We start from the raw sequence: 24,366 nt of genomic DNA on the forward strand, positions 1-24,366 counted from the left end.
TATTCACGCTCTCGCCCTGTTCATCCAGGGACTCAATATCGTATTGATCACACCTTAGTGACGTAAAATCAGTGGTGTATACCTTACTGTTCCAATAGGCTTGCTCTAGTACGCACTCTTTAAAGCCATCATCTTTGAATTGCATATCAAAAACATTTTGTTTTGCCTGAGTGAAAAATGAGGCGGAGAGTATCAGTGTAGTTCCTAGGGCATTAAATAGATTAAATCTCATAAGTAAATCCTTTTTACTGTTGGTTGATGTAAGTTAAATTCACTTGTACCTTAATTGTTTTTATATGAATGATGTCTTAATTTTGGCCAAAATAGTGAGCTTATATTGCCCTCTTTAGCTAGAAAATTAACTAAATCCACATTCAATCAGTAAATTTGAACTCTTTCACGCCATTTTAGTTGGTGTGGCCTTTATTTGGGGGAATGAGTTGTCTATACAGTGTGGTGTTTATGGGGTGTTATCATACTTTCTCTATTTTTAACGATTCAGCATCACTGCGTATAAAGGCGTTTTTTAAACTATTTGTGTTTTTTTGTTGTGTTATGTCATTTTAATGGGTAATTTATGTAATTAGATATGAAAGTTTTCATATCTAATTACATATTAAAGGAATAACAAAAATGAAAATTAAATTAAAAAAAACACAATTAAAAACCTTAATAAATGATCAGTCTGCTTTAGCACAAGACATGACACCAAACATTGCTGGTGGTAGTAGTTATGCGTCATATCGTTGTCCACCTCAAGAATCACAACAATGCTCACTAGATTGCTTTAGCTCTCCAGGTCCTGGTCAACCTTGTGTGATCATGCCATAGTGGTTAATTAGTTTTATTTACTAATCATATATTTATAAAGTAGTGGCTCGAAGTCGCTGCTTTATATAGATAAACAAGTCAGTGTATTTATGATGAGGCTTTAAAAATAATGACGAGTCTCGAACTAATCTCAATGTTAACGTAGACTTCTTTCCCTTTTTCTCCTAACTTAGTTTTATATTCAAAATTTAGTTTATGCGATTACATTTATTAGCATTTTAGTGCATGTATTCTTTGTACTATTGCGATATCAATGTGTTTGTAACGACTGTGTTTTTCTGTATTTATATGGAGCTTATTTTATGCCATCTAGCCGCATTTTATGTACTCTTATGCTGTGTTTTTTTATGAGCGCGTGTAGTTCATTGCAACATACGAAAACAGGGTTTTTAGATAATTATGAATTATTAAAACCAAGCGATGAATATCCAGATACCTTACAGTATCGTTCTGCCCAATTTGATAACACGCAGCTACAAAAAATTAGCACTATCTACTTACCCAAATTTGAAGTATGGCTCACAGCGAATGACAATGCAGAGTTTTTATCTGTTAATCAGTCGCATATTGTTCAACTAAGCAATTATATGCAGTCTCAGTTGAAAAAGAAGCTATCGCCTTATTATCAGGTGGTTACAAAAAAGCCAACTACACTGAACGATGAAGTACTGACGATTAAAGGGGCATTTACGAATATCGATTTTCAGGAAACGTCACTAGATGTGCGTGATTTTGTGCCAGTTAAGCTCGTCTATAATGTAGGAAAAACAGCCTATTTAGAAGCAACAGAGCAAACCGAAGCGGTCACCTCGGTGTCTTTAGAATCCGCTTTTTATATAGGTAATCGGGTACAACCGGTATTTATGATGACAGCGAGCAAGCAGTTGGAGTCAGTGGTAAAGGCAAATGGTGCAGACAATGTTGAGGCTGTGAAGGCAATACTTGATATTTGGATCAAAAATTTTGTGACAGGTATGACTAACAATAGAATGGCGAAAAATTAGGAGCCCAATATGAATTACAAACGTAGTAAACCCTTTCTGTTTTCCGGCATTTTATTAACACTGCTCAGTGCGTGTAGTGAGCAAAACCAATCGGTTATTGAAGAGCCTACTTTACGCCCTGTGCGTACCTTAACAATCGTCGCAAATAGCGGTGAACCTATGCAAGAGTTTCCCGCTGTAGTTGATGCAGCAAACTCTGCTGATCTGTCTTTTAAAGTTGCTGGTGAAGTTGTCTCTTTGTTGGTTAAGCAAGGTAAGAATGTGTCGCAAGGTGATGTGATCGCTGAATTGGATAACACAAATTACAAACTCGCCCTTGATGAATCGCAAGCCGCGTTTGATAAAGCCAAAGCGGACTTTGGCCGAGCAGAGCAACTGATCACATCAGGGACTATTTCACAAGCAGATTATGATCAGCTCAAAGCACAGTTTGCTAGTGCGAAAAGCAAGCTAGCCACTGCTCGTAATAATTTAGCCTATACCCAGTTACATGCCTCTTTCAACGGTGTTGTAGCTCGTACCCACATAGAAAAATTTGAAGAGGTACAAGCGAAGCAAACTATTGTTACGTTGCAAGACATTGAGCGCATTAACTTAAAGGTGAATATACCTGAAAGTATGATGGTACATGTCTCTAAAGAGGCTCCAAAGCAAATTTATGCTGAGTTCGCCGCAATAAAAGGGAAGCAATTCCCATTGAGTTTTGTTGAAGTGAGCACACAGGCTGATGAAGTTACTAAGGCCTATGAAGTCACGTTAGGTATGCAACCACCAGCGGGCTACAATATATTACCGGGTATGACGGCTCGTGTGCGTGCCAGCGCACAACAAGGTCAAAAAAGCCAAATTTATGTGCCCATAAAAGCAGTTCTTAAAGATGCCAGTGGGAACTTTGTTTGGACGGTAAATCCCCTTGACGCTGGGAAAGGTCAAATTACGAAAACGCCGTTGGTGGTGGGTGAGATTACGCCGTTTGGCTTTACTGTTTTATCGGGTTTGAATGAAGGCGCACATGTTGTCACCGCAGGTATGAGTAAGGTGATAGAAGGGCAAGTTGTAAAATTTAATGGGGGCGCATAGTGAATATTACCCGCTTAGCATTAGAAAATAATCGAACAGCTTGGGTTGTCTTTGCGGCTTTATTGTTATTTGGGCTGTCGGCATTTAACAATATGCCCAAAGATTATGATCCTGGTTTTATAATTCGTACAGCGCAAGTAGTTACGTACTTTCCTGGAGCAAGCCCGCAAAGAGTTGAAGAGTTAGTAACAGATCAAATAGAAAAAGTTGCCCAGCAGATCCCAGAGCTTGATTTTGTCACCAGCACTTCCAAAACAGGAGTGTCTATTGTGAGTGTGAATATAAAAGAAAGCTATAAAGATATGCGGCCTATTTGGGATAATTTACGGCGTAAAATTCAGAGTATTGAAAATGATTTACCAAATGGGGCACAAACGCCCATTGTAAATGATGAATTTGGTGATGTGTTTGGTATTGTCGTTGGCTTAACCGCGGACGGCTATAGCTACCGAGAAATGGAAGAGGTAGCTGAGCAAGTCAGAGATGCATTTTTACGCTTACCTGAGGCGGCAAAAGTTGATATCTATGGGGCTCAAGAACAACGCGTGTTTATTGAGTTTGAAAATACGCGGTTAGCATCACTGGGTTTATCAGCGAACCAGCTTAAAGATCAGCTGGCAGCGCGTAACATTGTTAACCCTGGCGGCTCATTATATATCGATGATGAAACATTAGCGCTTGAGCCCAGTGGTAATTTTGAATCAGTAGAAGATATAGCACAAACCATCATCAACATCCCCGGAAGTGATCAAGTTATTTTACTGACAGACATAGCAAAAGTGTACAGAGATTATGTTGATCCTGCTAAAAGTAAAGTGCGTGTGGGGTCTCAAACCGGTTTAACTCTTGCTATTTCTATGCGTGCCGGTGGTAATAATTTAGCGTTAGGGGATCAGGTACTTGAAAGTATTCGCTATTTAGAGAGTGTTTACCCAATTGGTGTTGAATTTAAACTTCTCTCGTTCTTGCCACAAGAAGTAGAAGAAAAAGTCAGCGACTTTGTCTCAAACCTAGTTCAAGCGATATTAGTGGTGACAGTGGTGATGCTGTTTAGCTTGGGGCTACGCACTGGTTTGATTGTCGCCAGTTTGATCCCGATGAGTATGGTTTGTGGTATTTTGGTGATGTCATTTCTTGATATTTCTATCGACCAAATCTCATTGGCAGCGTTGATCATTGCGCTGGGCATGCTTGTTGATAATGGGATTGTTATGTCTGAAAACATCATGGTACAAATGGAGAAAGGAAAAAAAGCCATTGATGCTGCGGTTGATTCTGCCAATGAATTAAAGGTGCCGTTACTGGTTTCATCGCTTACTACGGGCGCTGCATTTTTGCCTATATTTCTTGCTGAATCATCAACGGGTGAATACACAGCATCGCTCTTTAAAGTAGTCACCATTACTTTACTGTGTTCGTGGTTATTGGCGATGACAATGATCCCCATGCTCTGTGTGTACTTTACCAAAGTGAATGTGAAGCAAAATAGTGATGAGTATACTGGGAGCATGTATCAAAGTTACAGGGCTATTTTGTATACCTTATTAAAATTTAGGTGGTTAACCGTTGCGGTATGCATAGGTATGTTAGTTTTGGCGGTTCAAGGTTTAAAGCTTATCCCTAATTTGTTCTTTCCTCCTTCTGATAGAGATTATTTTAAGGTTGAATTGGAGCTGCCAGTCGGCACACGTTTACGGACCACTGAAGCCCTTGTTAAAGATATGGAAGAATACTTCCAAACACAGCTGCAAGTGACAGATGAACGTGAGGCGGGTGTAACTCAGTGGGTGAGTTATATTGGCAATGGTGGTCCGCGCTTTTTGTTAACGCATACACCGGAGTCAACCAGTTCAAACTATGCCTTAATGATAGTGTCGGTTACGTCTTATCAGATAATTGATGATCTGATGGCTGATATCGAGGAGTATGCATTAGCACGCCATCCAGATTTGCTCCTTAAGCAGCGAAAAATAGAAAACGGCGCGCCTATTGCAAACCCTGTTGAATTTAGAATTGCAGGCAGTGACACCGCTGAAGTAATGAAAATCGTGGCGCAATTGAAAGAAAAGATGCGTGAAACGCAAGGGTTAAAGTCGGTTAGTGATGATTGGGGTTTACCGATTAAAAAGTTACAGATAGAGATTAATCAAACTCGAGCTCGCAGAGCTGGTGTGTCGAGTAAAGATATTGCAACGTCTTTGCAAACAGGTTTAAGTGGCTTGGAGCTAACACAATACCGTGAAGGTGATGACATTATTCCGGTTACACTGCGCTCTATTGCTGCCGACAGACAAGATATTAGTAAGTTAGAGGCGATGGTGGTTTATTCGCAATCATCTGGCAGTTCGGTGCCACTTAAACAAGTTGCAGATATCAAAGTGGTATGGGAAAACGCACAGATATTCCGTCGCGATAGGTTAAAGTCGGTTGTGGTAGGCGCACAGGTTGACGGGATCACTGCCAGTGAAGGGTTTGCAGCAATAACGCCCTGGTTAGATGAACAAAAACTGCAATGGCCATTGGGTTATGGTTATGAGTTAGGTGGTGAAGCTGAGTCATCAGGCAAAGCAAATCAGTCGATAGCCGATAAGATGCCCATTGCGGTGTTAATTATCGTCATTCTGCTGATTGGTCAATTTAACTCAATTCGCAAATCTGCCATGGTACTCGCAACAATCCCACTTGGATTTATTGGGGTTGTCGCAGGGCTATTAATTGGACAGTCGTTCTTTGGTTTTATGACGTTGCTTGGGGTGATCTCTTTGGCGGGGATCGTAATAAACAATGCCATCGTGTTGTTAGAGCGTATCAAAATTGAATTAGATGATTTACCCGACTCACCGATTGAAGCTATTGTGAACGCGGCGCAAGCTAGAATGCGACCTATCTTATTAACCACTGCCACCACCGTATTGGGGTTAGTGCCTTTATATTTAGGTGGGGGCGAAATGTGGGAACCGATGGCATTGAGTATTATGGGAGGGCTGTTGTTTTCAACTGTACTTACCCTTGGTGTTATCCCAGTATTGTATGCACTGTTTTTTAGGTTACCTCACAAGCTAATTTAGTCTCATTAAGCATTAGCCTCATTAAATATTAGTTTGGACAAGTAAAAGGTAGTCACTGAGGTGACTATCTTTTTTATTTCACAACGCCGAGAAGACTGGGTACCAGAAAGGGCAAGTCAAAAAATAAATCAAAGGATACGTCTTAAGTGCTTCGCTTACTTTTCATGTAAGTTTATTTATACTGTATAAAAATCATTCTATTCTTTACAAATTTCCTGCATTAGGTATTACTGGTGGTGTTTACCCTATTACAATAAAAAGGAAAATTTATGTGGAAAAGGACATTAAGCTACTTTGTAACCGTCTATCTACTCAGTGCGTGTGGTTCCGGTAGTGAAACAGCAGGGCTACCAGAACAGGCTGAAGTGCCAATATCGACAAGTCCTCCAGTAGTCGAATTACAGAGTAAGCCAGAAATCACTTACTCTTCTTCGTTGCAAGATGACATAGTCAGCTTTGTTGAAGTTGCCCAGCAGATCCGGTTTTTCTACCCCAGTGATGCTGTGGCAAATACCCATTGGGATGTGTTTATAGCTGAGGCTATCGTTAAGGTGAGTCAAATGAGTAAGTAGGCGCGTTTAGCTGAGTCTTTCCAAATATTACAATCAATTGCCCCTCATATATCATTGGGGGCCGCTATACCTAATGAACCAAGCGAAGAATCTCGAGTATCGAGTTGGTTGGCTAATAGCAGTTCAGATGATTCGGTGTTTACTCGAAAGTTGATTAGTGGCACTTATAAAAGCTTACAAGACGATATTCGTCATGCACAAGAGTGGTTTTTCACAACACATTTGTATAATGAGCCTTTACATATTCCACTGTATTTAAATGAGCATGAGTCATCACATGGGCGTATATATAATGGTTATGATATGTATGACATGTCTCACTCTATTGATGAAACTGAGTTATGTATGTCAGCTGCGAGTCATATTTGGGCTGAAATTCAGCATTTTTGGCCATACTTTTCAGAAGTGGACGTTAACTGCAAACCTGAGCACAAAGAGATGCTCTCAGCATGCTTGTTGGACGACCCGCAAGACACTTGGCAGACAATTTTTACGTCTATGAATCTGCTTCAAGATCAGCATATATCTATACATTTGCCTAGACATATATCGCCAAGCAGGAGTTTTGAGTGGATATTGCCATTTAAACCCTATATGGTTGAAGGGAAGGCAGTAATCACACGAATTCATCCCGATGCACTTAATCTTGTTGAGTTAGGGGATGAATTAGTAACAATTGATAATGAACCTATTGAGCTAGTAATAGAGCGTAATACTCAGGTGATTTTGACATCAGAGCACAATGCAAAATATCGGGGCTTAGAATCGCTTTTTCTTAGACGAGATGATACGCAAATAGAAGCGACCTTAAAAAAAATGGATGGGACGACTTATACTGTACTATTTGAGCCTCTTCCTATTTCTGCTATGGCGCAAAGGTATGCTGGAAATAGACTTGTATACAGATACGACTATATGCATAAAGTGTTGGATGAGGGAGTTCATCACTTAGTACTTTATAAGCTCTCTCACTCTGCTTTATCGCAAGTGAGAGAGCAGTTATCGTCTGCAAAAGGTATTGTGATTGATTTACGCCATTACCCTGAAGACTTTTTTTGCGTGGTTACATGCTTTAGGTTGGTTCTCGTCTCAGGAAATAAGCAGTGCGCCTATGTATGAACATTGGCAACGGGCACCAAATCAATTTAGCAGTAATGTACAACGGCTGTTTCAATTTATTCAGCCCAAGGGGGGGCTTATTGATAAGCCAATTGTTGTATTAGCTTCTAGAGACAGTATTAGTCAAAATGAACATGCTTTAGCCTATATACAGAATGCAGGGCTACCTATTATGGGTGAAGCGACCGCGGGTATTAACGGTAATATTCAGGTGCAATCCGTTTTTTCTGGGCCTGATAATGGCGGTGTTACATTTATATATACTGGATTACAAGTTACGCAAAATGATGGCTCATCACTCATTGGCGCGGGAATACAACCTGATATGGCTGTCCCAATCAGTAGAGAGTCTATTGTTGAAGGGGCTGATAATCAGCTAACGCGTGCTGTAGAGTATGTATTACAGCAGCAATGATATGGATTGATTGCACTCACGTGTAGTTAAGTGTAACTCAAAGTAAAGGCTGGTAAAGGTGTTGGGAATTAAGATTTCGTTCAGCCCAATCGAGTCAAACTAATTGTGTAAACATTAATCGGAGTATAGAAAATGAATAAACTAAACCTAGTAATATTGATAGTGTGTACCCCATTTCTTGCAAATGCCGGTGAAGCATCTGTGAAGTGGTTAGATTTTAATGATTACCGAGACGTAAGACCGGCTAATGAGTCTAAAAGTGGCTATCATAAACGTATCGCAAAGCAGTTTGAAAAGCACATACAAAAGCTGATGGCAGGTGTGCCAGCAGGTTATAAGCTGGATTTAACGTTTGAAGACATCGATCTTGCAGGTGATGTACGTTTTAATATGCATGATATTCGTATTATAAAATCTGTTCATTTCCCTCGGATGAAGCTTAGCTATACGCTTACAGATAAGTCTGGAAAGATACTGGCGCAAGAAGATAAGAAAGTCATTAAAGACTTGAGCTTTATGGATAGGATCCGCATGGGGCGAGACGAAGCTTTGTATTTTGATAAGCGTTTATTGAAAGATTGGTTTGATGAGCACATAGATGCAGTTATTCCGAAATCTTAATTTTACTGACATATAAAAAGGGGTAACCCTCTATTGTAATTACCCTTTTTTATTACATACCCTTTATTAACACGCCATACTTACGACTTTATTTTGTGAGTCAGCAGCCATAAAAAACTGCGAAATATCGATGTCAACCATTCTGCTTGCGGCTAAATCGTTTTGATGAATTGTTTGCTTTACTCTCGTGGCAAATTGATTAAACGGCCGAACCGTTTGTCGTTCTAGTTGTGTAATACTATTGTAGTACCGTAGAGAAACAGTGAGAGCTGCAACAATGCTGCACACCACGGAAAAAAGGGTAACCACAGTGATCCGGACCGAGAAGCGCCAATGCTTTCGAAGTTGCATAGTCTTTCCCTGAAAATAAAAAAATGATATACCCGCTCATAGCGTAGAAGGGTATTTTATGATTACAAATAAATACGTTGAATTGTTAATGGTATGTTTCTTTTGGCGAGGGTTGATTGACTGAATAGGTGGAAGAGAATGAAAAAGGCCTTACGGCCTTTTACGACATTAAGCGACTGATAATTGTTACTTAAAAGTGGCGAGTAACTTTAATAAGTTTTGCAGCTTAGTAACCGCTAAAGTGAGTTTTTGCTGATCAAGCTCGTCGTTATTGCTTAATGCTTCAACATCAGCAGCAACATCCAATACGTAAGGTTTGAAACGTTTCGCGTCGAACGTAAAACCAGCGTCTTCAGTAAATAGCGCTTTGAATTTACCGTGGCCTTGCTGCTGCAACTCGTCTAATTTTTTATCAGCATCAAGTGCCTGACGATAAACTACTTTTAAATTTTCGTTGAGCTTTTCAATAACAGCGTGCATATTTTTCCTAAAGTTGTTGCTTAAACGGCCGATATTCTACGTGGATTCACTTAAAAAGTCAGGTATATGCTAATGAATATTTCTGGAAATAACCTACCTGCGATGTCTGGTGCAGGTCCAAGTGGCGAGGTTTACAGCGCTTCTTTGGCCAAAAAGCAACAGCAAGCAGATGGGAAAGCAGCGCTTGCTTTGATTGAAGCCGCAGGGTCTAGTGCCAGTGCACAAAGCCCTGCAAAGTCAACCACAGCAAGTTTAGGTAACAACATTAACGTATACGTTTAACGTCGCGTTAGTGTTTATTACCTCAGCTGTAAATCAATCGGTGTCTTGCTTGTTTTGCCACCGATTTCTCTCACTAATTTGGGGATAAGAAAGCCAGGTAATGCGTCCAGCATACCTGCGACAATAGCCCGTGCTTGAGATTCTTCAATATCAAAATGGCTTGCGCCTTCGACCTTATCTAGCAGGTGTAAGTAGTAAGGTAAAATATCAGCTTCAAATAGACGTTCGCTTAATGCTACTTGGACTGAACTGGTGTCGTTCACCCCTTTGAGTAACACGCTTTGATTTAACAAAGTGACGTTGGCACTTTTGAGCTTGGTCATGGCTTTGATAAAATCGTCATCAATTTCGTTAGCATGGTTAATATGATTAACGAAAATCACTTTTAATGGGCTATTGGCAAGACGTTGACAAAGCTGGCGTGTAATTCGGCTAGGGATCACCACAGGTAAGCGGCTGTGTATTCTAATGCGCTTTAACTGAGGTAACTTCTCTAACTCATCTATTATCCATTCAATGGCGTCATCTTTTGCCATAAGTGGATCGCCCCCACTGAAAATCACTTCATTGATTTGCGGATGTGCTTTGAGATAGTCGATGCTTTCAAGTAAGGACCGCTTATTTAGTTGGTTTTCTTGATAGGGGAAATGACGCCTGAAACAATAACGACAATTTACCGCACAGCCAGTTTTCAGCATCAGTAAAATACGCGAACGATATTTGTGTAATAAACCTGGTTGCGCGCTGTCTTGCTCATCTAATGGGTCTTTATTAAAGCCTGCTTTGGCTAAAAACTCCTTATGAAGCGGCATGACTTGAAGCAACAAGGGATCGTTAGGATCACCATATTTCATTTTTTTTATAAAGGGCAATGGCACTCGTACTGGGAACAAACGCCTAGCTTTTAGGTCACTTTCACTAAAATAAGCTGCCAAACCTAGCATTTTTACTAGTGTTTCTGGGCTTGTGACGACATTTGCCAATTCTTTTTGCCAGTTGCTCTGCAAATTTACTTCATTTGTTTGTATCATTAGCAAGTTTACTACTCGAAAAAGACAGTTAGAGGATACGATGGCGAATTATAGCACCAACGAGTTCAAGGGCGGCTTAAAAATTATGTTAGATGGTGAACCATGTGCCATCTTAGAAAATGAAATGGTTAAACCTGGTAAAGGGCAGGCGTTTAACCGTGTTAAGATCCGTAAATTGATCTCAGGTAAGGTATTAGAAAAAACCTTTAAATCTGGCGATTCAGTGGAAGGCGCTGATGTGATGGATACTGATCTTGCGTATCTTTATACAGATGGTGAGTTCTGGCATTTCATGAACAATGAAACATTTGAGCAAATCGCTGCTGATGAAAAAGCCGTGGGTGAAAATGTGAAGTGGCTAGTAGAAAACGATGTATGTACGATTACATTGTGGAACGGCAGTCCAATTGCTGTAACACCGCCAAACTTTGTAGAACTAGAGATCACTGAAACAGATCCTGGTCTTAAAGGTGATACAGCGGGTACAGGTGGTAAACCTGCTACGCTTATTACCGGCGCTGTGGTACGTGTACCATTGTTCGTGCAAATTGGCGAAGTAATTAAAGTTGATACGCGTACGTCTGAATATCAAGGTCGTGTAAAGTAATACACGGTATTAATATTAAAAATCCCAGCTTTGACTGGGATTTTTTATGGCTGTAATAAAAGAGGGCATTATGTCTGAACAATTGTGGGCGCCAAGTGGTGAGATAGCCACATTGCGTCAACGAGCGGTGATTTTGCACAAAATTAGGACTTTCTTTGCTGAACGTGACGTGATGGAAGTTGAAACACCGAGCTTATGTGCAGCGAGCGTAACCGATGTACACTTAGCCACTTTTTCAACAGAATTCGTTGGACCAGGAAATAGTGCGGGCTTGCCGTTATATCTGCAAACTTCCCCTGAGTTTGCCATGAAGCGCTTGCTGGCTGCTGGTAGTGGTGCCATTTACCAAATTGCCAAAGCATTTCGAAATGAAGAATCGGGAAAGCATCACAATCCAGAGTTCACTATGCTTGAGTGGTATCGTCCTGATTTTGATGAGTTTGCACTGATGGCTGAAATAAATGAATTAATGATGCATATTTTAGACTGTCAGCCATGTACGTCCATTTCTTACCAGCAAGTGTTTATGGATGTGCTGGCGATTGATCCGCTGTCAGCCAGCCTAGATGAACTCAAAAGTGAAGCTATTAAATATGGGTACGGTGATATTGCAGAGGCCGAAACACAGCGAGATACCTTGTTACAATTATTATTTTGTATGGAAATAGAACCGAAAATTGGTCAACAAGCTCCCTGTTTTGTTTATCATTTTCCTGCTTCGCAGGCTGCATTGGCAAAACTCAATCCAGAGGATACACGCGTCGCTGGGCGTTTTGAGTTGTATTATAAAGGCATGGAGTTGGCAAATGGCTTTAATGAGCTCACAGATGCGACTGAGCAAGCAGCACGTTTTGTACAAGACAACCAATTAAGGGTTGAGTTAGGTTTAAACCCAGTTGAGATGGATCGACACTTTTTAGACGCCTTAGCGCATGGTTTGCCTACATGTTCAGGCGTTGCACTGGGTGTTGATAGGCTTGTGATGTTGGCTACAGGCAAAGGCGCAATTAAAGAAGTGATGGCATTTGATATAGCGCGCGCATAGCGCTATATCACACATTGTAAATGTAGGAAATTATACGAAACGTTTTAATTCATCTTGCGTTGTTTTTGTTAAACGTTGCGCTTGTTGGCAGTGATTTACAGCATCGTCAATTTGTGTTTTGGATTGTTGACCCAGCTCTACGATTTGCTGCACAGTTTGGTGTGTATTATTTTGTGTGGCTTCTAACTGATGCACCGCACTGACGATGTCTTCTAATTGTGCTTGATTACGCTCAAATTCTCGGCTCATATCCGTAAACCCTTGAGAGGTTGTGCTGATGGCTTGCTCAGCACCTTTGGAGTGATCAATCAGCTGTTCTGACTCTTGGTTTGTTTCACCCACTAGTGTATTCATTTGATTAATGAAATCGCTAATTTGACGCGTTGCTTCATTGACTTTGACTGATAAACTTCTGACTTCATCGGCCACAACGGCAAAGCCGCGCCCAGCTTCTCCGGCTCTAGCTGCTTCAATCGCAGCGTTTAAAGCCAGTAAATTAGTTTGGTCTGAAAACTCTTCAACCATTTTGAGGATACTGCGAATGTTTTCGCTGTTTTCTTTTAATCCTGAAACGGTCGTAGAGAACTTACCAAGTAATGCGGTGATTTGCTTTACTTCATCTACCAATTTTGCCAATGAGGTAGAAGACGCTTTCACAAATTGTAAGCTCTCGGTATTGGCTTGATATACTTGTTCCGTATTCCCCACGATACTTTGAAGACTGTGTGTGACTTGATCACTGGCGGTTATAATAGAGTCGCTAATATGCAATTGTTGTGCACCAAACTCCGCGGTTTGCTGCATTGATTGTGTCACATCTTGGTTGCTGTTTGCAGCGGTTTGCGCACTGTTATACGTGCTGGCAAGAAGCTTACTTAAATTACTGGTAAACGTATTGTATTGCTCGCTCAATTCTCTAAATTCATCGAAAGTAAAGTGGGGCAGTTTTGCGTTTAGATCGCCATCTTTGCGGTTAATTTTTTTTAACGTATCGCGCATTGCCCTGACTGGTCTCACTATTAAAAACCGCATATAAAATAATGTAAAAATAAAGCCAGCGACTGCGACAAATGCCATCAGCCAAAACCAACCTAAGCCTTGTTCTTTTTCGCTGAGTTCCGCATACAACCAAAATAAAGTGAGTAACTGAAACGAAAACACAAAGCTTAAATTGCCAAATATTTTACGCGATAGGGTAAAGAAAAAGGATTGTTCAATTTGATTATATATACTCATGTATAGACCCATTTTAGGCTCTTCACTGTGCCATTTTATTTAATCATAGAACAGTGTGAATTATTTATTCAGTTAACGCGACAAAATCATTTTTGCATAACAGGGAAAGTTAGTAAAAATACCATCTACACCAAGCTGCTGCATGTCTTCGATGTCTTGCTGCTTATCGACCGTGTAGGCATAAACCTTTAAACCTCGTTGCTTTGCGTCATGTACATATTCATGATTTATAAAGTTTTTATCAATATGGACACTGTAAGCATTTAATTGCTGAGCAAATTGCGCATACTGCAGTGGAATAGATGCTGTTAGTGCGCCGATTTTAATCCAAGGTAATTGTTGTTGTAACCACAGTAACTGGTGGTGGTCGAAAGATGAGATAAGTAATTGGTCACGTGACAAGGTGGCATCATGGATATTCTGTTCAATGCATGTAACAAACTTGTCTAATCTAAATGTATGCTTGAGCTCAAGGTTTATGAGAGTGTGTTGACCCACGGCGATTAATGCTTGCTGTAAACTCGGTATATATTGTCCATTACCAGCATCAAAAGACTGCACTTTTTCAAGGGGGGTGGTGTTGATTTTACCCTGGCCATTCGTCGTGCGGTCCAGCCAAGTATCATGAATAATGACAAAGTCATCTTGGCAACTTTGTACGTCTAATTCTATGCCATCAACCTGAGCTTGCAGAGCGGCATCAATTGCGCTTAAGGTGTTTTCTGGGTAATTACCACTGGCACCACGGTGAGCAAATATATGCATTAGGCTTTATTCCTTGTAACAGACCAAGTTTCATAAAAAGCAGTACTAACAACAAGTAACCCCCCTATAAAGGTTACTATACTGGGCTTTTCTGCCAATAGCATAAAGGCCAAAAAGGTTGCATACAAGGGCTGTAAGCAAGAAATTAACCCCGCGGTCGTCGCTGACAAATGTCGTAAACTACTGGCAAAAAGTGCATGAGGTAACGCTGTAAATATGATGCCAGCAAGTAAAATCAAACTAAGGTGAGATTGTGAAAGAGCGCTGGGGGGAACGGTGATAAAGGCACATAGCATGACGCTGGCTACGAGTGTTTGATACAGCATGGTTTGAGGGCCACCATAATGGGAAAAGTATCTTTTTTGCAGTAAATTTCGCAGCGAGAATAAAGCGCCAGAACTCACACCCGTTATGATGCCTAATGTAACTTGGTTGCCTAAACTGGCCTCGGGTATGAGTAGGTATATACCAGTGAGTACGACAACAGCACATATTATATCTTTTCGTTTTATTTGCTTTTGGGTGAAAAAGGGTTCTAAAAAGACCGTTATAACTGGGTAAGTGAAAAAAGCGATAATGCCAATGGCTATGCCTGCCATTTGCATTCCCGCAAAATAGGTCACCCAATGCAAGCCAACAACAACACCTAATAAAATAGCGATTAAATAATCTTTTGAAGTCTGTAAGGTAATTTTCTTTCGTTGTAATGTTAACAAGAGCACAAGTGCAACGAAGGCCACTGCAGTTCGGTATACGGTAATGTCTAATGCTGATAAATCGATGAGTTTTGCAAAAAGTGCGGTACCACCGAATAATAAAACGGCGATATGTAAATACAGCAAAGAAGATTGCTCGGCTCGCATGTGAGTGGCCTACCTTTTTTATTTAGTTTAACACTAACCAGATGACCTTTGTCACTAAATGTTTGCTGCTATTTTTGCTATCTTTGCTTGTCGATATTTTAAAGTTAATTTTACGCATAAGGCAGCAGACTCTGTGAGCAAACATTTAGCATTGGCTGAACAGCACAAAATTGTAAGAGGCATTGGGCCATTGATTTTTTCGCTATTTTACTTTTTTCCGATGTTTAGTCTGTGGGGGAGGCTTAGCTTTTATGATCTAGCGTTACAGGTGGTTATCTACAGTTGTTTTATTGCCTTGTACTGTGTTGCGGTATTCAAACAAGGCGGTAATGTCACGCTTACCATTATTTTGATGCTTATAGTGATATCGACAGGATCCTTGGTAACGTCTGGAACCAGCACTTTGTTTGGCTATATAGCGCCATTTTGTGGTTTTAATTACCGTCGTCCGTATAGCTTTTTTATGTTAGGTATCATGTTGTTCATCATGTACCTCTGTAGTCAGTATTTGATCACGAGTAACCCGCTGTACTTTTGGGCGCCGGCTTTACTCATTAGTATTGGCTTATTTAGTTTTGGTGTATTTGAGCGCCAAGCACGTTTTCATCAAATTGCGCACCACACTAGCCAAGAGAAATTAGAGCAACTTGCAGCAATTGCCGAACGAGAGAGAATTGGGAGGGATTTACATGATACATTGGGACACTCTTTATCTTCAATAGCATTAAAGGCAGAACTGGCTAGTAAATTACATGATGCAGGGTTACAGCAAAAAGCAGTCTTAGAATCGCGGCAGGTAGCTGAACTTGCAAGAGATTTATTAAGTGAAGTGCGCGAAGCGGTCTCTGGATTAAAACAGGTGGGGCTATACGCACAACTCAATTTACTCGAGCAGCGTTTAATTGATGCGCAGTTTAACGTCGAGCAACAGCTAGATGTAGTGGACTTAAAAGCAGAGCATGAAAGCGCATTGTGTTTTATTGCCAAAGAGCTTGTGACGAATATTTTGCGCCACAGTGATGGTAAGCATGTCTCGATTGAAATAGGTCAAATAGACACTGTATATATGCGTATTTTCGATGATGGGCATGTGGGCCAATTCAAGTATGGCAATGGGTTAATTGGTTTAGTAGAACGAGCTGAAGCACTTGGGGCAACTGTAATAATTGATACGAGTGCTGGATTTTCTGTGACCGTAAAGCTGCGGTAGGAGTGGGTATGATTAAAGTGATGGTTGTGGAAGACCAAGCATTGGTAAGAGGGGCGATCAGTGCTTTATTAAGCTTAGATCATGACATTGAAGTGGTGGCTGAAGCTGCCGATGGAGCAGAAGCAAAGCAGCTGTTGCAATCGGTGAGCCCTGATATCGTTCTAACAGATATTGAAATGCCAAACGTGACAGGATTAGAACTGTTAGAGCATGTATCGCAGGTACACGAGACATGTCAGACGGTTATTATGACGACTTTTTCTCGTGCTGGATATATCCGTAGGGCATTATCTGGAGGGGCGAGAGGGTTTGTATTAAAAGAAGCGCCCAGTGAGTACTTAATTCGCACGCTTAAACAGGTGGTGTGTGGTAAAAAAGTCATTGACCCTGAGTTAGCATTGTCTGCACTAGATGATACAGATCCGTTAACAGAAAAAGAAAGAAAGGCATTACGACTTGCAGGTGAAGGCTATAAAACAGCTGAAATAGCGAAAAGTTTATACTTAAGTGAAGGTACCATAAGGAATTATTTATCTGATGCAATTGCAAAGCTAAATGCTAGTAATCGTGTGGATGCAGCGCGTATTGCGAAACAAAAAGGCTGGTTGTAAGCAATTAATAAGGATTCAATTCACTAATAATGTTAACTGAGGTCAAATTACTTTTAACAAGAAAGGCTTTTTATTAGGTCGGTTTTTGATAGTATAGTCATCCTAAATCATTATTAAGCAAAGGTTACGATGTTAGAGCCAAAACTCCTCATGCCTGTATTAGCACTTACCACATCAGTGTGCGGGGTGTTTATGCTGTTGAATTGGTTAATTCATCGAACACTAGCTGGCACTAAACAATGGATGTTTTTTGTGACCTTGGTTGCCGTGGCATGTGTGCTTATTTCACAGCCACAGCTGAGTGATTTTTGGCGTATTTTTGTGGCAAATCACTTGATTTTGGCTGGGCTTATTTTTTTAGCGCTGGGAACTGAGCAATTTTTTCAAATTAAATCAAAATACTGGCCCTGGGTCGTGTTATCTACCGTTCATATTATAGGCTTTGTGTGGTTCACTTTTTTTGAACCGCATTTCATCGTACGAGTGGTGCTTAACTACACTATTTGGGCTTTGTCATTAGGGCTGTGTATCAGAGCATTATTTCAAAGTAAAGTCAGTGAGTTAACGGAAGCAACCATTGCTCGTTGGAGCTTTCTGCTTGCCTGTGTGGGTATGCTCAGTATTTTCACGCTACGGCTATTTATGCTGGGAGCGTATAACCCCTCAGATAGTCTCTTAACCAATAACATGAGTAATCAAATTTTTACCATTGCGGTTATTGCAATTCCTTTGTTGTTGTGCTTTTCTTTAAGCTTACTGTGTAGTGGTCGACGAGCTGAACAGGTAGAACAAACTAAGCAGGCTGCCGAGCAAGCGTCATTATTAAAAGGCCGTTATCTCACATTACTTAGTCATGAATTAAGAACGCCACTGAATGCCATTGTTGGGCATGCTGAAATGCTCAAAAGTATTCCAAGAGAGCCGAAAAAACATGCGGAGCTATGTGACATTATCGCGGGGGCTGCGATGTCTTTATCAGATCTGGCAAATCAAGTGTTGCTGCAAGCGAAGGGCGAAACAAAACCGCAAGAACTCACCGCAGTCAACATTGCCAATGTATGCCAAGAGATAGTCAATTTACTCTCGCCGTTGGCGGAACAAAAAAAACTGGATGTGACTTTAGATACGACATCGTTAATGGCACAGGATTGCTTCGTTGATAAAGAAGCGCTCACCCTTATTTTAAAGAACCTACTGTCAAATGCGATTAAATACACGCTTGATGGCAGTGTGGTGGTTACCATAAAGTCAGAGAATGTTGGTAGTCACTACCACAGTGTACAGTTTTACGTATCAGATACTGGGGTGGGCTTAAATGACGCTGATTTAGTGACTATTTTTGAGCCATTTGTAACAGTCGCATCAGAGCAAAGTGTGGCGCAAGGTGCTGGGCTGGGTTTGTCTTTGTGTAAGCAATTGCTAGAAAATATGAAAGGGGAGCTTCGCGTACGCAGTGAAATCGGGCGTGGCACTGAGTTCTTTTTTGAATTATTACTGCAAGAAGCGAAAACGAGCAAAGAGAATACTCCCATCGCGAGATACACCCACCATCAGCAAGGCGGGTTAGCGTGTAATATTTTGGTCGTCGAAGATAATGCTTTAAATCGAGAAGTCTTACAGCATTACTTGAAAGAGTTGGGTACTACTTTTGAATTTGCTCATGATTTAGCTCAAGCCACAAGCAAGGTAACCAAACGCGAATTTGATATTATTTTGCTTGATATGCATCTACCTGATGGTCATGGTTTATCTTGGTTTGTCGATGAATTTTGCACTATGATATTACCCAGCTCTCCTACGGTGATTGCACTGACAGGAGATGCCGATGAAACGGCCCAACAAACTTACTTACGCCATGGTATTACCTATTGTATTAGCAAGCCGGTATCACCTAAAACGCTGGTTGCTGTACTAGAGCAAGTGTGTGCTGCACAGAGCACGCAAATTTTAGACAAACATTTAGTCAACGAAGAGGCTTTGCGTCAATTGAGTAGCGAACTCGACGGTAAGTTTTTGACGACTAAATTGATGTATTTATCTGATACATTTGATTATGAGTTTGCACAGTTACAGGGGTTGGCGGATATTAAAGCGACCGATATTTTATATGAGAAGTTACTACAATTAGCGCAAGAAAGTGACTTACTCGGCATGGCTGCTTTGAGTGATGAGCTGAGATTTGCAAGTGGGCAACTTCAGCAAGGGCAAACGATCCATTGGCAGGCATTACACAGTTTTGCAAAAGAGAGCGTGACGGCGTTGCAAGCTATTCATACAAAAGTTGTAGCATAAAAAACACACCAAATTCTTAAGTGGGGCTTTTATTCTAAAGCCTTATTTTTTTCTTGATAATATCCCCAAAAATGCAAAATTACACTGGATTACAGTACCTGTAATCAATAAAATCTACGCCGCTTTTCGTACATTAAATTGAAACACACAAATGTGTTCAAAATATGTAGTATCTAGGGGTAGTTAACTTGAAGAGATTATTTTGTGCATTATGGTTGATACTTGTCAGTGTTCAGGTACTTGCGGTTGATTTGCAAATATCTACCTTTATTGATCTAGATACTAAGGTACCACGCGGTGCACAAATACGTTATCAAGTTGACTTTGAAAACGTTGAGCAAGATGTTGCTAATAACGTCCAACTGATTTTTCCAATTCCAGCAACCACTTCTTTTATTTCGAGTGACAGCGCTGTCTGTAAATTTAATGCTGGTCAAAGTCGTCTTGAGTGTCTTTGGCCTAGTATTGACGGCACTGATGTGCTTGATAAACTAAAACGTGTTCAATTTACGATAAAAACCAGTAAAGATACTGCACAAACGATTGCTTCTGAGGTGTCTGTTTCGGCGACGAATGAGGATGCTAGCAAACTACAAAATAACGCAGAGACCCAGAATACCTCTATTGTTGCGGGTACTGACTTAAAAATTGTATCGTTACGCTCAGAGCCTCAACAAGTCTATATTAATGAAACCTATACCTACACCCTACACATCACCAACAATGGTCCAGATGAAGCAACAAATGTTGCCGTCAAGCACGTGCTTCCCAGTTATGCCACTTGGGTTGAAAAATCTGAGAGCAATAGCAATGGTTGGTCTTGTGGCGGCGCACAAACTTTAATCTGTAGCTTAAGTAAGCTTGCAGTGGGTGCATCACAATCGTTGGTGATCAAAGCAAAATTATCTCAGCTAGGCAGTGGCACGGTAACAGCGACATCCAGTGTAAGCAGTGCAACGGCAGAAATTAATAGCGCGGATAATCAAGCCAGTGTAAGCAATCAAGTTAAAGAACATGCTGATGTGGCAGTTGAACTGAAAGCGTTAAAAAGCAATGGTACGCCTTCTTATTGGGGGCCTCTTTCGTTAACGCCAAATGAAGCGCATCAATATCAGATTGTGGCGAAGAATAATGGACCAAACACGGCTTCTTCTGCGCAATTTGTTTTAACACTCGCCGCAGGAATCAGTGATGTGGTTGTGGCGCAAGCCAGTGGTTGGAGTTGCTCAGTTAATATGGCTGGGGCTCAGCCTAAAATTACCTGTGATAGAACGGCGGTTGCCTCAGGGGGGAGCGATACACTCAAAGTTACTGCCAAAGCACCAAGCTCCGAGGCTACGTACACAAATAGTGCGTTGATATCGGCGAATCTTTCTGATCGTAATCAAGCGAATAATACCGCCAGCGCACAAATAAAAGTGACTAAAAGCAACGTTGCGAAGATGTCGTTGATTAAGTCTATTACTTCATTAAAGTCACAATACGGTGCTAATGACACTATTACCTTTTTATTAACTGCACGCAATGCTTCAGCACAAACTTTGACGGTAAAAACATTGACTGACGCATTGCCTGATAGTGTCGATTTTGTCAGTTACTCTTCAACGGCTTTTAATTGTAATTATCAAGCTGCAGGCAGTCAGGTTGTGTGTACGCCAAACACAGCGCAGTTAGCGGCTAATAATAGTATAAGTGCCACCATCGTAGCCAAGGTAAAGGCGTCGGTCTCAAATGCTACTGCTATCAATCGCGCCAATATCGTTTTTGATTCTAGTGATAGCAGTAATGAATCAATCGCAGCCTCTGCTGCGTTTAGCACCATAGATTCACAGCCGGTGCTGTCCGCTTCAAAGTCAAGTAGTTTGCAGTGGAAGAATAAAAACCACATGGGAAAACGCTTTGAATTTAAAATTAAAGTAACCAATTCAGGTGGTGCAAAGGCAACTGGCGTTAAGGTTTTCGATACGTTAATTAATGGCTATACCGCCGAGTCGGCGACGGTGCAAACCAGTAATAATAGCGATGTATGGTCTTGCCCTTCACAAGGCTCTATAAATATTGAATGTACGGGGGATATTAGCGCTGGTGCTTATATTGAGGTCATTATTAGAACGCGTTCACCTTTTGTAGTTGCAAGGCCAGAAAACACTGCCGTAGTGAAACATAGTTCATTAACTACTGACTTAACCGCAACGTATAACGGGTGGGGTCAATCATCGATTAACCCTCTAGACAAGGCTCCTCTAAAACTGATCTTAAAGAAAATTGAAGCTGTTACAGGCGTCGAGAATGGGTTAGTTAGGGTTGGGCAGAATATAAATACTGAAATCAAGGTGGTTAACGAAACTCCTATATTGACGCAAGGGATCTTAACGGTTGATATTTTGTTAGAAGATAAAGAATCTTTCGTTTCAACAGGCAGCAATGGAGGAAATTGGCACTGTACGGCCTCTGGAAAACGTATTACATGTGAATATAAAAAAATGGTTACAGGGGTTTGGCAGGGTATTCAGGTTAATCAAGCACAGCAAGCTTCCTTGCTTACAATTACTACCAAGGCTGAGGCTAAAGGCCAGCTAACAAGCCATATTGCTGGTGAAGATAAGAGTGGTTTCCCAGGCCAAGTTAAAGGTGAAGTGTCTATTCTCTCCACGGAATCTGCTGACTTGAAAGTCACTAAAACAGCCAATCTTAGTCAATTATCAGCGGTGCAAAATGAGTTAAGTTATCAAATCGAGGTTGAGAATGTCAGTGGTGAAACCATCACGGGTGATGGGCTTAGTGCATTATTAATTAAAGATACTTTTGCGGGTACATTTAAGGCAAGAAAGGGCAATGTTGAAACGGGTATTCGCTTTGCAGAGAATGCTAGTAGCCAGCTTGGTGCAACATTTAGTTGTGCAAGAAGTGATGCAGGTCAGTACCAAGATACCGTAAGCACCATAACTTGTCGGCTAGGTAATAGCCAACAGTTTAAAGTCGGCGACAAGTTAATTTTAACCATGCATGTGAGCCGACCTTTCGTTACGGTCAATGGCAATTTAAACAACCTCGTTGAGGTCAGTTCTTCAACTCATGTAGATACAGATACCAGTAATAATAAAAGCAATGTATCTGTACCAGTTGTGCCGAAATTTGATGTCGGTATTACACTCGCCTCGTATGCTACCACTCCTATTTTAAGTGGTGATGAGGCTTTGTTAACGCTTGAAGTGTCGAATATGAGTGCCACCACAGCAACGGGTGTAGTGCTAAAGCATACCTTTACGCCACCATCTGGACGAACATTTCAATTTATAAGTAGTACATTTTCACGGTCAGGACAAGCGAGTATATGTACCTTTAATGCCAGTAATGTACTGAGTTGCCCTATTGGTACTTTGGGTGGGAATGAAGTTCAAACTGTTACGGTTAAACTTCGACCAAAAAGTTACCATGACAGAAAAAGTTGGATATTGGCCAGTACCTCTAACGTTACGGCTGCCAATATTGATAATGATATAAATAAAGGTAATAACACCCAGTTAAATTCATTACAAGTTAATGTGCGAGACGCCAATTTAAAAATTGAAAATAACGATGTTACTGACCCTGTGGCATGGTATCCGGTTCCTCGTGCGTTTCCCAGTTCATTAGATAATGTACTCGTGTACAAAGTTGATCTTGAATATTTGTTTGATAATACCGGCGACTTATCGGTTGCCAGTGGTGTTGGTTACGATTTTACAATGACACCATCAGGCGCTGATAAACAGCTTCAGTTTTTATGTGATGGGAGCGCAAAAACGGGGTGTACAGCGGCACAAGCGCGATGTAATAGTATAAATACAGTGATTTCTTCTGCTCACACCATTACTTGTAAAGGACCAGAAAACTCAGGGAATGATTTGGCTGAGTTTGAATTACGCGAAAATAGATATGGCTCTGAGGATAATATTTATACGCGATATCTTTATTTTAAAGTGTTATCTCGACCAAAAACAACCGGTGAAGTGAGCGCGACCACGGCACGTATTTTCTCAAATGAAAATGATCCTATTACTGCAAACAATAGTGAAGCAGAGCAAACCTCTATTCGAGTTGCAGTTGATTTATCTTTAATAAAACGGGCCTCATTGAGCAAAGTCGCTGTGGGCAGCGTTTTTAATTACTTTCTCGATGTAGGAAATGCGGGTCCTGGTGATGCAGCAGATAATATCATTTATGATTATTTAAGTCATGATCTTGAATTGGCTGGCATACCCTCAATTGCTGGTGGGCGCTGTGTTACTGACCAAGCGATTAAATCGGGTGAATCAATAGCAAAAACCCGGGTGAGGTGTACTGTCAATACAATCGCAAAAGGGCAATCTTTAACAGCGACCATCCCCGTTAAACTAATATCAGTGCCTACTGGTAGCACTTTATACAACGATGCATGGATTGAAACCAAAGGGTTTGATGTTAACCCTAGCAATAATCGAGATGACCTCACACTTCCATTGAGTAAAGGAAATATTTCTGGGCAGGTATTCTTCGATAAAAATAATGATGGTGTACTGCAAACGTCGGCAGACTCCGGTATTTCAGGCATCACTATTGAATTAAGTGGTACCGAGAGCACAGGTAAAAACATTGGCCCGCTGTTAAAAAATACCGGCACTAGCGGCGAATTTGTATTTGAAGATTTATCAGCAGGTACTTATCAGTTAAAACAGTCTATCCAAAGTCAATTATCGGGTTATCAAGATGGGTTTGATAGTCGCAATAACAGCATTATATCTGGAAGCAACAACAGTGATGTGATCAGTAATATCACGCTTACTGCAAATCAATCATCGTCTGGAAATTTATTTGCTGAAACGTTACTTGCTGGTGACGCAAGTGTTGAAGGCGCTGTGTTT

General features: G+C 40.8%; 22 protein-coding genes. 15 read left to right on the plus strand and 7 right to left on the minus strand.

Annotation, left to right across the window (positions count from 1 at the left end):
- A partial coding sequence (locus tag CWC18_RS18205; RefSeq protein ID WP_432760781.1) for a hypothetical protein occupies positions 1-232 on the minus strand: 232 nt, incomplete at its 3' end.
- Positions 233-633: 401 nt separating this feature from the next.
- On the opposite strand from CWC18_RS18205, the gene CWC18_RS18210 reads away from it, so the two are divergent.
- From CWC18_RS18210 to CWC18_RS18245, 8 genes are all read left to right on the plus strand, one after another.
- Positions 634-831: a hypothetical protein gene (locus CWC18_RS18210; protein ID WP_138593637.1), complete on the plus strand. Its 198-nt coding sequence runs from the start codon at positions 634-636 to the stop codon at positions 829-831.
- A 302-nt stretch (positions 832-1,133) separates the two neighbouring features.
- Positions 1,134-1,835, plus strand: coding sequence for a DUF3313 family protein (locus CWC18_RS18215; RefSeq protein ID WP_138593638.1), 702 nt, complete (start codon positions 1,134-1,136; stop codon positions 1,833-1,835).
- Positions 1,836-1,844: 9 nt separating this feature from the next.
- Positions 1,845-2,915 carry an efflux RND transporter periplasmic adaptor subunit gene (locus CWC18_RS18220; protein WP_138593639.1) on the plus strand — a complete coding sequence of 357 codons (1,071 nt, stop codon included), beginning with the start codon at positions 1,845-1,847 and terminating at the stop codon, positions 2,913-2,915.
- On the plus strand, positions 2,915-5,983 hold the full coding sequence (locus tag CWC18_RS18225) for an efflux RND transporter permease subunit (protein ID WP_138593640.1): 3,069 nt from the start codon (positions 2,915-2,917) through the stop codon (positions 5,981-5,983). The genes CWC18_RS18220 and CWC18_RS18225 overlap by 1 nt, the downstream gene beginning before the upstream one ends.
- Before the next feature lie 269 nt (positions 5,984-6,252).
- Positions 6,253-6,555: a hypothetical protein gene (locus CWC18_RS18230; RefSeq protein ID WP_138593641.1), complete on the plus strand. Its 303-nt coding sequence runs from the start codon at positions 6,253-6,255 to the stop codon at positions 6,553-6,555.
- Positions 6,556-6,609: 54 nt separating this feature from the next.
- The gene (locus CWC18_RS18235) at positions 6,610-7,674 is read left to right on the plus strand and encodes a hypothetical protein (protein WP_138675841.1); all 1,065 of its coding nucleotides are present in this window, start codon (positions 6,610-6,612) and stop codon (positions 7,672-7,674) included.
- On the plus strand, positions 7,667-8,089 hold the full coding sequence (locus tag CWC18_RS18240) for a S41 family peptidase (protein WP_138675842.1): 423 nt from the start codon (positions 7,667-7,669) through the stop codon (positions 8,087-8,089). The genes CWC18_RS18235 and CWC18_RS18240 overlap by 8 nt, the downstream gene beginning before the upstream one ends.
- A gap of 132 nt (positions 8,090-8,221) precedes the next feature.
- Positions 8,222-8,710 carry a DUF3016 domain-containing protein gene (locus tag CWC18_RS18245; protein ID WP_138593643.1) on the plus strand — a complete coding sequence of 163 codons (489 nt, stop codon included), beginning with the start codon at positions 8,222-8,224 and terminating at the stop codon, positions 8,708-8,710.
- Between the two features lie 66 nt (positions 8,711-8,776).
- On the opposite strand, the gene CWC18_RS18250 is transcribed toward CWC18_RS18245, so the two are convergent.
- Both CWC18_RS18250 and CWC18_RS18255 read right to left on the minus strand, forming a co-directional pair.
- Positions 8,777-9,061, minus strand: a complete 285-nt coding sequence (locus CWC18_RS18250; protein ID WP_138593644.1) for a hypothetical protein — start codon at positions 9,059-9,061, stop codon at positions 8,777-8,779.
- A gap of 186 nt (positions 9,062-9,247) precedes the next feature.
- Positions 9,248-9,541, minus strand: coding sequence for a prephenate dehydrogenase (locus CWC18_RS18255; protein WP_138593645.1), 294 nt, complete (start codon positions 9,539-9,541; stop codon positions 9,248-9,250).
- 72 nt (positions 9,542-9,613) lie between these two features.
- On the opposite strand from CWC18_RS18255, the gene CWC18_RS18260 reads away from it, so the two are divergent.
- The gene (locus CWC18_RS18260) at positions 9,614-9,823 is read left to right on the plus strand and encodes a hypothetical protein (protein WP_010366626.1); all 210 of its coding nucleotides are present in this window, start codon (positions 9,614-9,616) and stop codon (positions 9,821-9,823) included.
- Between the two features lie 17 nt (positions 9,824-9,840).
- On the opposite strand, the gene epmB is transcribed toward CWC18_RS18260, so the two are convergent.
- Entirely contained in the window at positions 9,841-10,854 is a 1,014-nt protein-coding gene (gene epmB / locus CWC18_RS18265) for an EF-P beta-lysylation protein EpmB (protein WP_138593646.1), read from the minus strand.
- Between the two features lie 40 nt (positions 10,855-10,894).
- Here epmB and efp point away from each other — a divergent pair, with 40 nt between their 5' ends.
- A complete protein-coding gene (efp, locus tag CWC18_RS18270) occupies positions 10,895-11,461 on the plus strand; it encodes an elongation factor P (RefSeq protein ID WP_138593647.1) in 567 nt (188 codons plus the stop codon).
- Positions 11,462-11,531: 70 nt separating this feature from the next.
- Positions 11,532-12,506 carry an elongation factor P--(R)-beta-lysine ligase gene (epmA, locus tag CWC18_RS18275; RefSeq protein WP_138675843.1) on the plus strand — a complete coding sequence of 325 codons (975 nt, stop codon included), beginning with the start codon at positions 11,532-11,534 and terminating at the stop codon, positions 12,504-12,506.
- 30 nt (positions 12,507-12,536) lie between these two features.
- Here epmA and CWC18_RS18280 read toward each other — a convergent pair whose 3' ends face one another.
- The 3 genes from CWC18_RS18280 to CWC18_RS18290 all read right to left on the minus strand — a co-directional run bounded on the left by CWC18_RS18280 (position 12,537) and on the right by CWC18_RS18290 (position 15,370).
- On the minus strand, positions 12,537-13,742 hold the full coding sequence (locus CWC18_RS18280; RefSeq protein ID WP_138593648.1) for a methyl-accepting chemotaxis protein: 1,206 nt from the start codon (positions 13,740-13,742) through the stop codon (positions 12,537-12,539).
- A 72-nt stretch (positions 13,743-13,814) separates the two neighbouring features.
- Positions 13,815-14,507, minus strand: a complete 693-nt coding sequence (locus CWC18_RS18285) for a glycerophosphodiester phosphodiesterase (protein ID WP_138593649.1) — start codon at positions 14,505-14,507, stop codon at positions 13,815-13,817.
- On the minus strand, positions 14,507-15,370 hold the full coding sequence (locus CWC18_RS18290; RefSeq protein WP_138593650.1) for a DMT family transporter: 864 nt from the start codon (positions 15,368-15,370) through the stop codon (positions 14,507-14,509). The genes CWC18_RS18285 and CWC18_RS18290 overlap by 1 nt, the downstream gene beginning before the upstream one ends.
- Positions 15,371-15,503: 133 nt before the next feature.
- Between CWC18_RS18290 and CWC18_RS18295 the strand changes: the two genes are divergently transcribed.
- From CWC18_RS18295 to CWC18_RS18310, 4 genes are all read left to right on the plus strand, one after another.
- On the plus strand, positions 15,504-16,580 hold the full coding sequence (locus CWC18_RS18295) for a sensor histidine kinase (RefSeq protein ID WP_171041156.1): 1,077 nt from the start codon (positions 15,504-15,506) through the stop codon (positions 16,578-16,580).
- A gap of 8 nt (positions 16,581-16,588) precedes the next feature.
- Positions 16,589-17,191 carry a response regulator transcription factor gene (locus tag CWC18_RS18300; RefSeq protein ID WP_138593652.1) on the plus strand — a complete coding sequence of 201 codons (603 nt, stop codon included), beginning with the start codon at positions 16,589-16,591 and terminating at the stop codon, positions 17,189-17,191.
- 129 nt (positions 17,192-17,320) lie between these two features.
- On the plus strand, positions 17,321-19,483 hold the full coding sequence (locus tag CWC18_RS18305; protein ID WP_138675845.1) for a hybrid sensor histidine kinase/response regulator: 2,163 nt from the start codon (positions 17,321-17,323) through the stop codon (positions 19,481-19,483).
- 188 nt (positions 19,484-19,671) lie between these two features.
- Positions 19,672-24,366 (plus strand): SdrD B-like domain-containing protein (locus CWC18_RS18310; RefSeq protein ID WP_138675846.1); only part of this gene is annotated, 4,695 nt, incomplete at its 3' end.

It is taken from the genome of Pseudoalteromonas aurantia, assembly GCF_005886875.1.
Lineage (GTDB): Bacteria > Pseudomonadota > Gammaproteobacteria > Enterobacterales > Alteromonadaceae > Pseudoalteromonas > Pseudoalteromonas aurantia_A.